Below are 14,462 nucleotides of genomic sequence, written 5' to 3'. Positions count from 1 at the left end.
GCTCGGACACAGTCCATCCGGCTCAAGGCGCGCGCCATAGACGTACGTCCCGATCTGCCCGCCTGGGTCGTCCGAGCCGATGAGGGGGAACTTGGGAGCCGATTTAATCATCGTTGTCGCTGGCTGGAGTCGTGGCCGTCTGGGCAGCGGCTTTCGTTTTTATCATCGCCGTCATCATCACAGTCTGGGAGATCAGCACACCGCTGGCGCTCGCCACATATTTCGTGTTTTTGGCGTGTCGTTCCTCTATCCGGTGGTCAAGGAGCGCTGGTTCGGGAGGACGACCGAGACTGTTGTTCGGTCTGGTCGTCGTCGCAATGCTGGCGCTATATCCCGGCATCGAACATGCCTTTCATCGCAAGCACGAAAACCGGGTGTCGGCCTTCCAGCAACGATTGCAGGTCTTCGCTGAGCGTCCGAAGAGGAATGGCCTTCTTCAGTGTTCAGCCGATCACAGGTGAGGTTTCTGAGCGGGACACCGCAAGAGCGGGCCGGGATGATCGTGCCTACGCTTTGGCTTTTCTGCCGGCCCCCGTGTGCGCCGGAATCGACCACATTGGTTGAGATCGCGCTGAAGGCCAAAAAAAGATCTCCGCTCTTCCCGTAGAAGAATGGAATATTGAACTCGAAGAGAGTGACAAACGGTGCATCGCTCTGATGCGGGAGCGCTCTCTACCGTGATTTGTTTCACAGATAGAAAAACACTATCCGGGTGACAAACCCGAGTGAGGCACTGGGCTTGCTTTGAGCCAGATGTTGTTCACATGCAGCTCCAAGGAGGCAAGTAATGAATGAAATGCGTGAACTGACTGACACGGAAGTCGAGTCGGTTTGTGGCGGGATCTCCGACCTCGGCAAGTACATCACAAAGGCGGTTGGTGACGCTATCAGCGCTGCCATCGGGGATAAACCTGGTAACGGCCCTGGTGTTTATCCTCAGCCGGCGTACAGTCCGAAGTCGCAGCTTTAAGTCACGTTAAATCTCGAACGCGACAGGCGACGAGAGCCCGCTGCGAAATTGGCAGCGGGCTTTTCGGCTATGAGACAACCCAATCTCAGATCAGCACCGGTCGTAGCCGCGGCTAACCATTTGGAGAATTGGCGTCGGGTGGTAGATCTTTGATCAGCCTGCATCGTGGGTCACGCCATGCTGTGGGTTAGAGCCGAGGCGGAAGCAACACCTCCCTTCCTCTCTGCTTTTCGGTTATACAGAAATATGACAAGGTCAATTAAGGTTACATCCGCAGGCTGGTTGAGATCTGGCTAAAGGCGAAGGGGAAATGAGCCCTGTGCTTCAGATAACTCTCTGAATTGCACTTGCCCCACCGGCTGATCATCGCCGGCAGCGCTTTGGTCGCACTCGGGTTTGTCGGTCTCATCATCCAGCGCATCAGGGCTCCGACATCCGAACAAAACGAAGATCCTGAATCCACTGATAAGGAAATTGCCGAAAATCTGGATCGCTCGTCGTGCCGACGATCTCGTTCCGACTGCTCTATGGTTTGCTGATCATAGGCCATGGCCGGCGGCAGATCCTGTGGTTTGGGGTGACCGCGCACCCGACGGCCGAATGGCTCGCCAACTGAAGCCTGTGGCTGGGAGCAAATCCCTCGTTACTTAATCAGGGACCGCGATCGAGTTTATGGCGAGATCTTTGTCCGCCGGGTCCGGTCGATCGGCATTCGAGACCGCCCGACGTCTTTCCGCTCACCCTGGCAAAACGCCTACGCAGAACGGTTGATCGGTTCAATCCGGAGGGAATGCATTGATCATGTCGTAGTCTTCGGCGAACGACATCTGCGCCACGTTCTGCTATCGTACAAAGATTACTACAACGCCACGCGCAGTCATTTGTCATTGAACAAGGATGCCCCGGTTCCTCGCGGTGTTGAGCGAGTCGGGAATATCGTATGCCGACCGATCCTAGGCGGACTGCACCATCAATATGGCCGGATGTGATTTACGGTAGGCACAGCCAGCGCACGCAGCTGATCAATGCGCTCCGAGCCCACCTTGCCGAGTTCGGCCTCGTGGCGGAGACGGGACGCGAAGGCGTTTGAGCGAGTCTTTGAGATCGAACGGCGATTGCTCGGCCCAAACTCGCATCGTCCTCTTGCGGGCCTGCTCGAGGAGGACTGCGAGTGCCGATGTGCCGGTCGTCGGCAACTCAAACGCGAGAATCTCAAGCAGCGCGTGGCAATCGTCGACGGCCCTGTGGGCCTGGTGAAAGAAACCTGCGCCGTTCAGGAGGTAGGCCAGGCGAGAGCCTTCGAAGCCATGTTTCCGCCAGTCGACCTCCGTCGCCGAACAGCCCCAGGCCTTCCGTTGGAATATCGCCAGCAACGCTCCGCGAATTTGCGGTCAAAGCTCGCGTTGTGGGCAATAACGATCACGGCCTCGTCCGCGAACGATGAGACGGCTGCCTCGTCGATCCGCTGCCCAGCGACCATTTCGTTCGTGATCCCAGTGAGCGCGATCACCTCCTGCGGGATGGGCGCGGACGGTTCGTTGAACGATGAGAAGACATCCCTGAGACCTGCGATGCGCCCGTCGGGCAGGTAGTCGAACTTGACCATTCCAAGCTCGATGACCTCGTCCTTCTGCTGATCCAAGCCGGTGGTCTCCACGTCGAGCGGGATTCCTATCTTGCTGCTTCGACTGTGGGATGGAGTGAAAGTCTCCCGACGAACCAGGCGCCGAAGGACGCGGTAGTCGGCGGATTTGGCCAATGCCTCCGCCATGGCGGCCAGTGTCAGATCGTTCTCAAGCATTGGATGTTGCGGTCCTCGGGTTACGGTTTCCGCCGCATTGCGGCTGTTCAAGCCACAAATCGAGTCCGGGTCAAAGCCCGAAATCCAGTTGCGGCTCCGCATCAACCCCGACGTGGAGGGAAGACAGCGACACCCCCAGGAGGCGCACCGGCGTCGGCAGAGCATGTTATCCTCCAGCAGAGCGATCGCCAAATCTGCGAGACGGTGGCGGCTCGTGACAGTCGAAGAGGCGGACCGGCTGCGCGTGATGATCTCGAAGTCGGCGAACTTCACTTGTCGAGTGCTCGCCGAGTCACAGCGTCGCCAAACCTTGTCGATCAGCGGCTCGAGCTCCGCGACCATTGCGTCGAAGTCGGTCAGGTCGGTCGAGAACGTATTCTCCGCGCCGACCGACTCCCGAATGCGTTGGCTCGAACAGGCCGATCGTCGACGCCGCGTGAGATCCAGTAGTAGTAGGCTCCCGACTTGCCGAAGTTTGCGTTCATGAACTCCAGCGTCTGGTTGCGCATGTCGAGACCCGTGAAGATGCCCCGGGGCATTCATCTTCGCGTTGCCGGGTCTATCCCCACCTCGGGACGCATTGACAGCGGCAGTACCCGATAGCAAGCTCGTTCGGCGTCTTTGGCGTGCCTGAATCGACCGCGCCCAAGAATTCACCTGGAGTTCCAACAGTGGACAGATCAATTCTGCTCGCCGCCGTTTGCGCTTCGGCGCTTGTGTTTGCTTCGGCTGCTTCTGCCAAAACCCTGGTTTTCTGCTCGGAGGGCAGCCCGGAGAACTTCTACCCTGGCGTCAACACCACCGGCACGTCGTTCGACGGCAATGAGCCGATCTACAATCGCATCGTCGAGTTCGAGCGCGGCGGCACGCAAGTAGTGCCGGCCCTCGCGGAAAAATGGACGATCTCGCCGGACGGCACCACCTATACCTTCGAGTTGCGCAAGGGCGTGAAGTGGCATTCGACGTCCAAGTCGTTCAAGCCGACGCGCGACTTCAACGCCGACGACGTCATATTTTCGATCGAGCGGCAATGGAAGGAGGACAATCCGTATTTCAAGGTGACGAGTCCGAACCATTCCTATTTCGGTGACATGGGGATGCCGAAATTGTTGAAGTCGGTCGAGAAGGTCGACGATTACACCATCAAGGTGACGCTCAATCAGCCGGAAGCCCCATTTCTCGCCGACCTCGCGATGCCTTTCGCGGCCATCCAGTCGAAAGAATATGCGGATGCAATGCTGAAGGCCGGCACGCCCGAGAAGATCGACCAGGATCCGATCGGCACCGGACCGTTTTATCTGGTGCAGTATCAGAAGGACGCAGTGATCCGGTACAAGGCGTTCCCTGGATATTGGGGCGGAAAGGCGAAGATCGACGACCTCGTCTACGCGATCACGCCGGATGCATCCGTTCGCTGGGCCAAGCTCCAGAAGGGCGAATGCGACGTGATGCCTTATCCGAACCCGGCCGACATCGATGCGATAAAGAAAGACCCGAACATCACCATCCTGGAACAGCCGGGCCTCAACGTCGGTTATCTGGCCTTCCAGACACAAAAGAAGCCCTTCGACGACGTGCGCGTGCGCAAGGCCGTCAGCATGGCGATCGACAAGAAGGCGATCATCGACGCCGTCTATCTGTCGACCGGCATTGCGGCCAAAAATCCCATTCCGCCCTCGATGTGGTCGTATAACGACGACGTCAAGGATGATCCCTATGATCCGGCGGCGGCCAAGAAGCTTCTTGCCGACGCAGGATTTCCCAATGGTTTCGAAACTGATCTATGGGCCATGCCGGTGCAGCGCCCCTACAATCCGAACGCCAGGCGCATAGCCGAGCTGATGCAGGCCGACCTCGCCAAGATCGGCGTCAAGGCCGAAATCAAGTCATTTGAATGGGGCGAGTACCGCAAGCGGATGCAGGCCGGCGAGCACCAGATGGGTATGCTGGGCTGGACCGGCGACAACGGCGATCCTGACAACTTCCTGCACACATTGCTGGGCTGCGACTCGGCGCAATCGGCATCTGGTTCGAATATCGCCAAGTTCTGCTACAAGCCGTTCGACGATCTGGTCGTCAAGGCCAAGACCGTCAGCGATCAGGCCGAGCGGGCCAAGTTGTATGCGCAGGCCCAGGTGATCTTCAAGGAACAGGCTCCGTGGTTCACCATCGCGCACGCAGTGCAGTTGAAGCCCGTCAGTAAGAGGGTTATCGACTTCAAACTGTCGCCGTTCGGACGCCACAACTTCTATGGCGTCGACGTCAAGGAGTAGAAGACGAGAGCAGGGGAGTGGCCTTCGCCGCTCCGCCGCATTTCTTGCCCTTCTCCTTCCTTCGAGATGACTGAGGACGGCATGCTCCGGTTCGCTCTTACCCGGCTGAGTCTCGTGGTTCCGACCTTCATCGGGATCACGTTGCTTGTGTTCGTGCTGATCCGCTTGATACCCGGCGACCCCATCGAGACCATGGCGGGCGAACACGGCATCGATCCGGCCCGGCTCGCGCAATTGCGCGCTGATTACGGCTTCGATCAGCCCGTGCTGGTCCAGTACGGCCTCTATCTGTCACGGATGGCGCATGGCGACCTCGGCCGCTCGATCGTCACCCATGAGCCGGTGATCTCTGAATTTCGGATGCTGTTCCCGGCGACGATCGAGTTGTCTGTTTGCGCGATCCTGTTTGCATTGTGCCTCGGATTGCCGGCCGGCATCATCGCCGCGGTTCGCCGCAACTCCATCTTCGATCATGGCGTGATGGGGATATCGCTCACCGGGTATTCGATGCCGATTTTCTGGTGGGGATTGCTGTTGATCCTGCTTTTTTCGGTGCAGCTCGGATGGACTCCCGTGTCGGGCCGGATCGCAGTGCAGTACTTCATCGAACCAGTGACCGGATTCCTGCTGATCGATACGCTGCTGGACGGCGATTTCGGTGCGTTTCGTTCGGCCTTGTCACATCTCGTGCTGCCAACGATCGTTCTCGGCACCGTGCCGCTCGCCGTGATCGCCCGCATGACGCGGTCCGCCATGCTGGAGGTCCTGGGCGAAGATTACATCCGCACCGCCCGCGCCAAGGGGCTGCCGCGTTTCCGGGTGATCGCGATCCATGCGCTGCGCAATGCGCTGATTCCGGTCGTGACGGTGATCGGGCTGCAGGTCGGTGTCCTGTTTACGGGCGCGATCCTCACGGAGACCATCTTCTCATGGCCCGGCGTGGGCAAATGGCTGATCGAGGGTATCAACCGCCGCGACTATCCGGTGTTGCAGGGCGGCACGCTGTTGATCGGCGCGATCGTCATGATCGTCAATCTTCTGGTCGATGTCACCTACGGGCTGATCAATCCCCGCATCCGGTACACGAGATGACCGCCGGCGCCTTCGAAAATCCCGACGTCGCAGCCGGTGCTCCGCCGCATCCGCTGTTGGAATTCTGGTTCGATTTCAAGGCAAATTTCGGCGCCGTGACGGGTCTCGCCGTGATCGTGGTTCTGATCCTCCTTGCGCTGTTCGCCGATTTCGTTGCACCGCATTCTCCGATCGTCACCAACAATGCGGCCTTTCTGAAACCTCCGTTCTGGCAGCAGGGTGGATCGATCGCCTATCCGCTCGGCACCGACGCGATCGGCCGCGATATCCTTTCCCGTCTTATTCACGGAGCAAGGCTTTCGCTTCTGATCGGAATCGCGGTGGTCACGCTCTCGGTGGTTGCCGGGACGATCCTTGGGCTGGTGGCGGGTTTTTTTCGCGGCGTCATCGAGATCGCGATCATGCGGCTGATGGACATCACGTTGACGCTGCCAAGCCTCTTGCTCGCGATCGTGATCGTTGCGATCCTTGGGCCCGGCCTGATGAATGCCATGCTGGCGGTCGCGATCGTGCTCCTGCCGCACTATGTGCGGATCGCGCGTGCCGCCGTGATCAGCGAAGTCTCGAAGGATTACATCACCGCGGCCAAAGTCGCGGGTGCCGGCCGGCTCCGCTTGATGTTCAAGGAGATTTTGCCGAACTGCACCGCGCCGCTGATTGTCCAGGCGACGCTCGGCATTTCGACGGCGATCCTGGACGCGGCCGCGCTCGGCTTTCTCGGTCTCGGTGCGCAGCCGCCCTTGCCCGAATGGGGGACCATGCTGGCGGATGCGCGCGAATTTGTGTTGCGGGCCTGGTGGGTCGTCACGCTTCCAGGCTCGGCGATCCTCGTAACTGTGCTGGCCTTCAACCTTCTCGGCGACGGACTGCGTGATGCGCTCGATCCCAAGCTCAAGCGATAGCGCATGATGACAGTTGAAAGGCGATCTGATGCCGCTCCTCGAGATTGAAAATCTATCGGTCTCGTTTCCATCGCAAAGCGGGATGGTGCGCGCTGTGGATGGCATCGATATCAAGCTCGAAAGAGGCGAGGTGCTGGGGATCGTCGGAGAATCCGGATCCGGCAAGAGTGTCACCATGTTGGCCCTGATGGGACTTGTGCCATACCCGGGGCGCGTCGAGGCTGCCAAGCTGCGGTTCGAGGGGCGGGACCTGTTGACTTTGAGCGATCGCGAGCGGCGCGCGCTCACCGGCAAGGACGTCGCGATGATCTTCCAGGAGCCGACGACGTCGCTCAATCCGTCCTTTACGATCGGCTATCAGTTGGCCGAGACATTGCACATCCACGAAGGGATGGATCGCAAGGCCGCGCGGCGGCGCGTGGTCGAACTTCTCGAGCAAGTCGGCATTCCGTCTCCCGAGAAGCGGCTGTCGGCCTATCCGCACCAACTCTCGGGTGGCATGAACCAGCGCGTCATGATCGCGATGGCGATCGCCTGCAATCCGAAGCTCCTGATCGCTGACGAGCCGACGACAGCGCTCGATGTCACCATCCAGGCGCAGATCCTCGATCTTCTGCTGTCCCTGCAACGCGATCGCGGCATGGCGCTGATCCTCATCACGCACAACATGGGCGTGGTCTCGGACACGACCGAGCGCGTCGCCGTGATGTATGCGGGTCAGATCATGGAACAGCGCCCGACCACAAACCTGTTCGCCTCGCCGCAGCATCCTTATACGGCGGCTTTGCTGGCGGCGCGCCCGGAGGCGAGCGACGGCGGACGGCTCGCTACCATTCCGGGCGTTGTGCCCGGGGTTTACGATCGGCCGCGGGGGTGCCTGTTCAATCCGCGTTGCACCTATGCAACGCCGCTGGCCGACAAGGCGCGTCCCGACCTGCGCCCCTGGATGGACGGCCTGATCCGTTGTCACTATCCGCTCGGCGATCCGACACGGGATGAGCGCATCGCGGCCGATCGGGCCGAAGCCGGAGGGGCATCGATCCTCAAGCGCGAGACCGTGTCATGACGGCGCTTGTCACCGCCACCGATCTCAAGCGCAGCTACGAGATGAAGCGGGGCTGGTTCCGCCCCCGCGCGCATCTGCAGGCCGTGGGCGGGGTATCGTTCGCGCTCGAGGCCGGCAAGACGTTGGCGATCGTCGGCGAGTCCGGTTGCGGCAAGTCGACGCTCGCAAGGCTCGTGACGCTCATCGAGAAACCGAGCGCCGGCACACTGATGCTCGATGGGGTGGATGCGATCGATCCCTCGGCCAGCGCCGCAAAGACGTTGCGCCGGGCCGTGCAGATCGTGTTTCAAAACCCCTATGGGTCGCTCAACCCGCGTAGGCGCGTCGGCGCGATACTGGAAGAGCCGCTGATCATCAACACCAGGCTCTCGAAGCAGGAGCGGCGGGCGCAGGCGCTCGACATGATGGCGAGGGTAGGGCTGCGGCCGGAGCAATATGGCCGCTATCCGCACATGTTCTCGGGCGGCCAGCGCCAGCGCATCGCGATCGCGCGCGCCTTGATGTTGCGGCCGAAGTTGCTAGTTGCCGACGAGCCGGTCTCCGCGCTCGACATGTCAGTGCAGGCGCAGGTCATTAACCTCCTGGTCGATCTCCAGCGCGAACTGGGGCTGGCTTACCTTTTCATCTCGCACGATCTCGGCGTGGTGCGTCACATCGCGGATGACGTGATGATCATGTATCTGGGAATCGCAGTCGAGCACGGACCGAAAGAGCGCATCTTTGCGCGGCCGCTGCACCCCTATGCTCAGGCCTTGCTCGACGCGACGCCAGGCCTTGGCCGCAAACGCCAGCGTGTCGTGCCGAAGGGCGAGGTGCCTTCGCCGCTCGATCCACCAAAGGGCTGCGTCTTCTCGACCCGCTGTCCCCATGCGACCGACCTCTGCCGCTCGCAGCGTCCACCCTTGCGCCCGCTCGACGGCCGCCTCGTCGCCTGCCATTACGCCGAGCGCTTCCTGGAAGCTCACGCGGCTTAACGATTGGTCCGCAAAGGCATCTCACCAAACCGTGGTCGGTATTAGGTTCGTCGGGTGAAATACTTAGACGCATAGGTGCTCCCGACCCTGACTTATTCTTAGGGAAGAGAAGCGTGTGAGAACCATCTTTTGGTAACGCGATTTGGCTCTCTTCTCATTTCCGTTTCTGCCAACGCGGCATAGCGCGCAAGTTTTTCAACACGCGTGGAGCGAGAGGGCCGAACTCACCGCGTAGCGGAGATGAGAAGGATCTGTATCGCGGTCCGGTTCGAGTTGCGAGTTGGCGGGGAGGGCAGCCGATGCGGACCAAGCTTGAGCAGCCTCGATCTTCTCGACCTCAGTTGCAACCACGATCCTCCAAGCCATGCTGGAATGGGCGGTCGCTCTCGGGGACCGCGCGGTGAGCCGAAACATACAGGAGTTGCTGGCTTAGATTACGCCTCCCACGGGCTTGCCTGCCCGCGGGCCAGGCTCTCGCCCGCATCGCGGTCTCGGCCTTCGGCTTCGACCCCTGGCGCAAGGATTGCACCTTCCAGGGCGGGTACTCACAAGGGAGCAGACGTCGGTTGTTGGTGGCTAAGCAGAAATCTTCCGTTCATCAGAGCATTTCCGCTCGTGCCCGCAAAAGCGGCGGTCCGGGAACTCTCGCGGGTGGTGCTACTGCGCCAGCAATCTGAATACGACAATCAGTGCCACCAGGCTCGCGAGAACCAGCAGCGTCAGGAAGGACTTTCGGGTCATCGGCCTCGTCGAGTGATGCGCAGCCGATAGGCCAGGCCGAGGTTTAGTCGGTCTCTGGGACCCCACGACTTTGCCCTCTGTCGTTTGCGTCCGAGCCTTTGGTTCGGGCGCCGTACCTACGCCTCCCATTGCGCTGTAATATGCGCTGTAGACCTCGCGAACAGCCAGCGCCGTGGACTCGGCCTCGCTCATCGTCCCGAGTCGGGTTCGATAGCTAGTCAGAAAGCTCTGGGCGTTTGACGGCAGGTCATCGAAACCACCGAGCTTGGCCATCATGAGCCAAGTGGCAAAATCCGCCTCAGCCTTCGTTCGGGCTTTCCTGGCGATACTGGCGTTGGAGCTAGAGGACATGGTGGTCCGGTTGGTTCGCCCGCCTAAGTTCGCCGGCGTTCATGGCTATCGTTGGACGGTTCGATTAGCTATCTCGGCTGACGTCAGGCGTCGCGCTCGGCGCCTGTCCTGGCGCGCGAGGATTTGCCCTTGCAAGGCCTCAAGCCGGCGCTGGACCAAATAAAAGGGCCTGCCGGCCGGCCGATCTGCTCCTTTGTGGAAGTTGTGTATCTTGAGCGGCCCAAAAAAAGAGCTCGCTCCCAAACCCGACATCGAACGGCTCGTGGCCCTGTAGCAAGGATGAGGCCGAACTGGGATGTCCGCTTTTGATGCCGCTATCGGGGGCAAACCAGACGCAGCGTGGACATAATCAAGACGACGCAGATGCTTCTTAGCCAGCGCGGAAGTAAGGCGTTCAACGAGGATTTATGAGTCGCTGAATCAGATTTCGCAGTCGGCTGAATTCAAAGCCTTACGCAAGCCACCAAACGCGTTGAGTCGACAGGGCTCGGTATCGCTGGCGGCCTTTGAACGCTGGAAAATGGCAGTTCGCGTGACAACGGTTGCCTTTGGCTTCGACTTGGGTCGTGCAGCGGTTGTGACCTTCTTCGATTTGGGATTGTGTCGCCGACGGGCGATCGGCCTCGGAGGCTCCGAGGAACCGATACGGAGGTCTTCCGGCGGAGCGATGCGTTCATCGACCAAAGCAGCCTGTGCTGGCCTCTCGCTGCTCACAGCGGCAACTTCAAGCCGATCAGCTTTTGCCAACGCACTATGGGAATCGGAAATGTCTATGGCTGGCTTGGCAATGGGCTGGACGACCGCTACTGCGCTACGCGGTGGAGTTCTGAGCTCCATTGCTGACAGTACTCCTACACCCAGCAGGATAAGGAGGCCCAACGACGCCATTCTCAGCATGATGCGCCTCTAACCTAAGTTAGTGCCGGTGAAAAATCTCCGTACCAATGAGGCAACTTGTCGGCGGCTGCCGACCCGCGTACGGACCATTTGCCGACAGGGTTAACGTCGGCGATGCTCCCAACGCGTACGGAGACAGCCGCTGCCATGTCGGTTTCCGGAAGTAGACGAGACGTGGTTCAGGTTATGGCAGAAGGTCTGTAGTGGCCCGAAGCCGTCATGGCTGTTTTTTCCGTCCCGGTAGCGAGGCCGGAACCTCGTCGATATGGTTTGATAACGGGAGGGATAGGTAGGTGCGGACTCGGCCTATCAGGGACATCCGATCGCGCGACGGACGGGCAGTGATCGTCGTTTGCGCCGTCTTTGATCTAGATCAAGACTTGCGTTCGTTCGCGGCAAAGACTGAGCGATGACCCTCAGAGATCCGTCCGCTTCACGAGCATCAAGATACTCGCGCCCCTACCAGATCGCAAAACCGGAATGCTGAAATTCACAAGCCGATCCGTCGTCCTCGCCGCGGCAATCATCGCCGTACTGATTACAAACACCCCGCCCGGGAACGCTCAGACGTTGAAGGCCATCCAAGAGCGCGGCACGCTCAATTGCGGCGTCGGGCAGGGATTGCTTGGCTTTTCGAGCCAAGACGACCAGAACAATTGGACTGGCCTAGATGTCGATATCTGCCGGGCAATCGCAGCTTCAGTCATTGGCGACCCGGCCAAGGTAACGTTCACGCCACTCGACGCTGCGACCCGCTTCCCTGCGCTGCAGTCTGGCAAGATCGACGTGCTGTCGCGCAATTCGACCTGGACGATGTCGCGCGAAACGTCGCTCGGCCTGATGTTCGCTGGCGTCGCCTACTACGACGGACAGGGCTTTCTGGTGCGTCGGGAGAGCGGTGTCGATACGGCCCTTCAGCTTAGCGGTAAGACGGTTTGCACGCAGACCGGCACAACGAGCGAACTCAACCTCGTGGACTATTTCCGTGCCAACGATATGTCGCTCAAAACCCTAGCTGTTGGTACTGCGGAAGAAAGTCGGAAAGCTTACGAAGACCGCAAATGCGACGTGCTGACCAGCGACGTTTCGCAGCTTTATGCCGAGCGGCTCAAGCTCGCGAAACCCAACAGCCACGTTATCCTACCGGAAGTAATTTCGAAGGAGCCGCTGGGACCGGCCGTGCGGCAGGGTGACGACCAGTGGTTCAACTTGGTCAAGTGGACGCTTTATGCGTTGATCAACGCCGAGGAACTCGGCGTCAAGTCGGCAAATATCGACGACGCGTTGAAATCTTCTGATCCTAACGTCCGACGCCTAGTCGGAATTGAGGGTGAATTTGGCCAGCAACTAGGCCTTTCGAACGACTGGGCCGTACGCGCCCTTCGCGCGACAGGCAACTACGGAGAAATTTATGAGAGAAACGTTGGGACTCAGTCCCCGCTCAGCATCCCGCGCGGGCTGAATGCACTTTGGACGAAGGGCGGAATCCAGTACGCGCCTCCGGTTAGATAGTTTCAGAGGCTGCCCCATGGACGTGGATTATTACTCGTTGCTGACCAAGGCGGTGGAAGGCAAGGATGCTTCGGCGCGCGACGAGATCTACAGGGATGCCTACGGCCTCATTAGGAAGTCGCGGCTGAGGCGCGAGGCTGCTGCATCGCACGCGGCTGCACTTGAGGACGCCATCCGGCGGATTGAGGACCAGTTCGTCGCCGACGGAGCGAGATCTGCGGCTGAAATCAACGAGGTGTTATCGACGAACAGAAGCTGGAAGCCGATAGCCTACGGCACCGCCGCTCTCGTCGCCGTCATCGCAGCGGCGGCCTCGTTGTATGGATATGTCCCAAGCAAGGTCCCTGGCGTGGCCAGAACCGGAGTGACGGCATCATCGAAGGCGGTGCGCGTGGGCGATGACGTCGTCGTGGCCGACCTGAAGCCCGGCGTCGATGGCGGCTCGACGGGCGAAGGTCTTCCGTTTGCTCTTCAGCGGCAAGTGGTTTTCTATCGAACTACTGTCGTTCCAGGTTCGATCGTGATCGACCGCGAAAACCGCTTCCTTTATCTGATCGATTCGAACAACTCGGCGCGCCGCTACGGCATCGGAGTCGCGCAGGAATGTCTCAGGGGAGGCAGCTTCTTCCATATCATCAACAAGATGGAATGGCCTGACTGGAAGACTTCAGGCGCGAGCACAGACGCGCCTCTTGCGTCGGCCGGCCAACCCGGCAGTCCGCTGGGGGCACGTGCCCTGTTGCTCGACAAACCCGGCGTGCTCATCCACGGCACGAATTCGCCGAAAACCATTGGCCATCTCGTCGCTTCCGGATGCATCCGGCTGGTTAACGAAGATGTCGAGGACCTATACAGACGCGTTTCTCTGGAGACGCGAGTAGTGTTTGTCAGCTAGACTTGAGAATTTCGGAAGCTGCGCGAATTCTTTCCCGCGAGGCTTTCATCCTTTTGATCGCTGGCACATTGGTTGGCACAGGAACAGGCCTGGCAAAGCCATGGTCTGCTTTCAGGGTCTGAGCAGACCAAGTAGAGGACCAATCCGGAGTGCAGCTGGTGACCCTGGCTGTGTGAAAACGCTACGGCCGAGATGGCGCTCACGGTTCTGGCCTATAATCTGACACGGGTCATGAACATCGTCGGAACCAAGCCACTGATTGCTGCGATCGCGCTCTGAGACAGGCGCGCTTTCCTGGCTTTCTGGGCGGACACCCTTTGAAGCCGTTTTTACACGGCCAAGGCCAACAGGCGACATCAAGAAATGGTTGATGTTAAAGCAAAGCGGACATGTCTTCGCGAGAGCCATTGGACGCGCTGAGATGCGCTGCGCACCGATCCGAACATCAGTCGATCAACGCGCGCAACCTTGTTACCTGGGCTGGAGCTTGGAATGAAGCGGCGGTCGAGTTCTTGTACCGGACGGACGTTCACGGGATAGCGCTTTCAAAAGCGCCAATCGAAGATCACTGGGGGAAAGTGCGGCTCACCTTATCAGCGCGGACCTGCGCGGAATGCCCGCCCAGACCCTGGGTATCCCCAATACGAGCGAGCGCCAGCTCCTCGGGGTAAGTGAAATTCCTTGTGATCTCGCGATCGAGCAGGCTGAGTTCTTGAACCAATGCAGCATGACGATGATCCGGAAGCGTCGGGATTAGATTTTCGATCATCGCTCGCAGCCGTCTCACAATCTGCAGATTATTCGAACCGCACGCGCGGATTTCACTGAATGCCAGATGTATGAAATCCTCCCAGTGTGGGGTACGGAAAATCACGCGCAGCTTTCCGGACTTGTTCAGGATCTGGTCGGTGTGCGCATTCCAGGGATGGTGATCAGGTGTTCCAGACGATGGTGATCACGGATTCCAGTGATCGTGATCAGGTTCGGA

Annotated in this window: 12 protein-coding genes and 1 pseudogene; 10 read left to right on the top strand and 3 right to left on the bottom strand. The window is 59.6% G+C overall.

All coding sequences use genetic code 11. From position 1 onward, the window contains the following. Window positions 1-131 precede the first annotated feature (131 nt). From Q2941_RS37415 to Q2941_RS37405, 3 genes are all read left to right on the top strand, one after another. Window positions 132-461, top strand: coding sequence for a hypothetical protein (locus tag Q2941_RS37415; RefSeq protein ID WP_458195633.1), 330 nt, complete (start codon window positions 132-134; stop codon window positions 459-461). Window positions 462-787: 326 nt separating this feature from the next. Next, entirely contained in the window at window positions 788-970 is a 183-nt protein-coding gene (locus Q2941_RS37410; RefSeq protein ID WP_156944770.1) for a hypothetical protein, read from the top strand. A 767-nt stretch (window positions 971-1,737) separates the two neighbouring features. Beyond that, window positions 1,738-1,959, top strand: a complete 222-nt coding sequence (locus tag Q2941_RS37405) for an integrase core domain-containing protein (protein ID WP_458195632.1) — start codon at window positions 1,738-1,740, stop codon at window positions 1,957-1,959. A 284-nt stretch (window positions 1,960-2,243) separates the two neighbouring features. Here Q2941_RS37405 and Q2941_RS37400 read toward each other — a convergent pair whose 3' ends face one another. Together Q2941_RS37400 and Q2941_RS37395 are read right to left on the bottom strand one after the other, a co-directional pair. Next, entirely contained in the window at window positions 2,244-2,876 is a 633-nt protein-coding gene (locus Q2941_RS37400; protein WP_371932901.1) for an exonuclease domain-containing protein, read from the bottom strand. Continuing rightward, window positions 2,842-3,301, bottom strand: a pseudogene (locus Q2941_RS37395) (DinB/UmuC family translesion DNA polymerase); the annotation flags it as partial. The gene Q2941_RS37400 and the pseudogene Q2941_RS37395, both read right to left, overlap by 35 nt. Window positions 3,302-3,442: 141 nt before the next feature. Here Q2941_RS37395 and Q2941_RS37390 point away from each other — a divergent pair. From Q2941_RS37390 to Q2941_RS37360, 7 genes are all read left to right on the top strand, one after another. After that, window positions 3,443-5,044: an ABC transporter substrate-binding protein gene (locus Q2941_RS37390; protein ID WP_254107314.1), complete on the top strand. Its 1,602-nt coding sequence runs from the start codon at window positions 3,443-3,445 to the stop codon at window positions 5,042-5,044. A gap of 81 nt (window positions 5,045-5,125) precedes the next feature. Continuing rightward, a complete protein-coding gene (locus Q2941_RS37385) occupies window positions 5,126-6,136 on the top strand; it encodes an ABC transporter permease subunit (protein WP_027527582.1) in 1,011 nt (336 codons plus the stop codon). After that, window positions 6,133-7,038, top strand: a complete 906-nt coding sequence (locus Q2941_RS37380) for an ABC transporter permease subunit (protein WP_254107312.1) — start codon at window positions 6,133-6,135, stop codon at window positions 7,036-7,038. Before Q2941_RS37385 ends, Q2941_RS37380 begins: the two co-directional genes overlap by 4 nt. Window positions 7,039-7,066: 28 nt before the next feature. After that, complete coding sequence (locus tag Q2941_RS37375; RefSeq protein WP_027527584.1) at window positions 7,067-8,104, top strand: ABC transporter ATP-binding protein; 1,038 nt, start codon at window positions 7,067-7,069, stop codon at window positions 8,102-8,104. Beyond that, window positions 8,101-9,078: a peptide ABC transporter ATP-binding protein gene (locus Q2941_RS37370; protein ID WP_458195631.1), complete on the top strand. Its 978-nt coding sequence runs from the start codon at window positions 8,101-8,103 to the stop codon at window positions 9,076-9,078. The genes Q2941_RS37375 and Q2941_RS37370 overlap by 4 nt, the downstream gene beginning before the upstream one ends. 2,469 nt (window positions 9,079-11,547) lie before the next feature. Further along, the gene (locus Q2941_RS37365) at window positions 11,548-12,579 is read left to right on the top strand and encodes an amino acid ABC transporter substrate-binding protein (RefSeq protein ID WP_458195630.1); all 1,032 of its coding nucleotides are present in this window, start codon (window positions 11,548-11,550) and stop codon (window positions 12,577-12,579) included. A gap of 16 nt (window positions 12,580-12,595) precedes the next feature. After that, window positions 12,596-13,474: a L,D-transpeptidase gene (locus tag Q2941_RS37360; protein WP_458195629.1), complete on the top strand. Its 879-nt coding sequence runs from the start codon at window positions 12,596-12,598 to the stop codon at window positions 13,472-13,474. A gap of 565 nt (window positions 13,475-14,039) precedes the next feature. On the opposite strand, the gene Q2941_RS37355 is transcribed toward Q2941_RS37360, so the two are convergent. Then, the gene (locus tag Q2941_RS37355; protein ID WP_458195642.1) at window positions 14,040-14,372 is read right to left on the bottom strand and encodes a DUF2254 family protein; all 333 of its coding nucleotides are present in this window, start codon (window positions 14,370-14,372) and stop codon (window positions 14,040-14,042) included. Window positions 14,373-14,462: the final 90 nt, after the last annotated feature.

The sequence above is a fragment of the Bradyrhizobium sp. UFLA05-153 genome (assembly GCF_054185185.1).
Note: the sequence above shows the minus strand (reverse complement) of the source record. Positions and strands in the feature narration are given on the sequence as shown.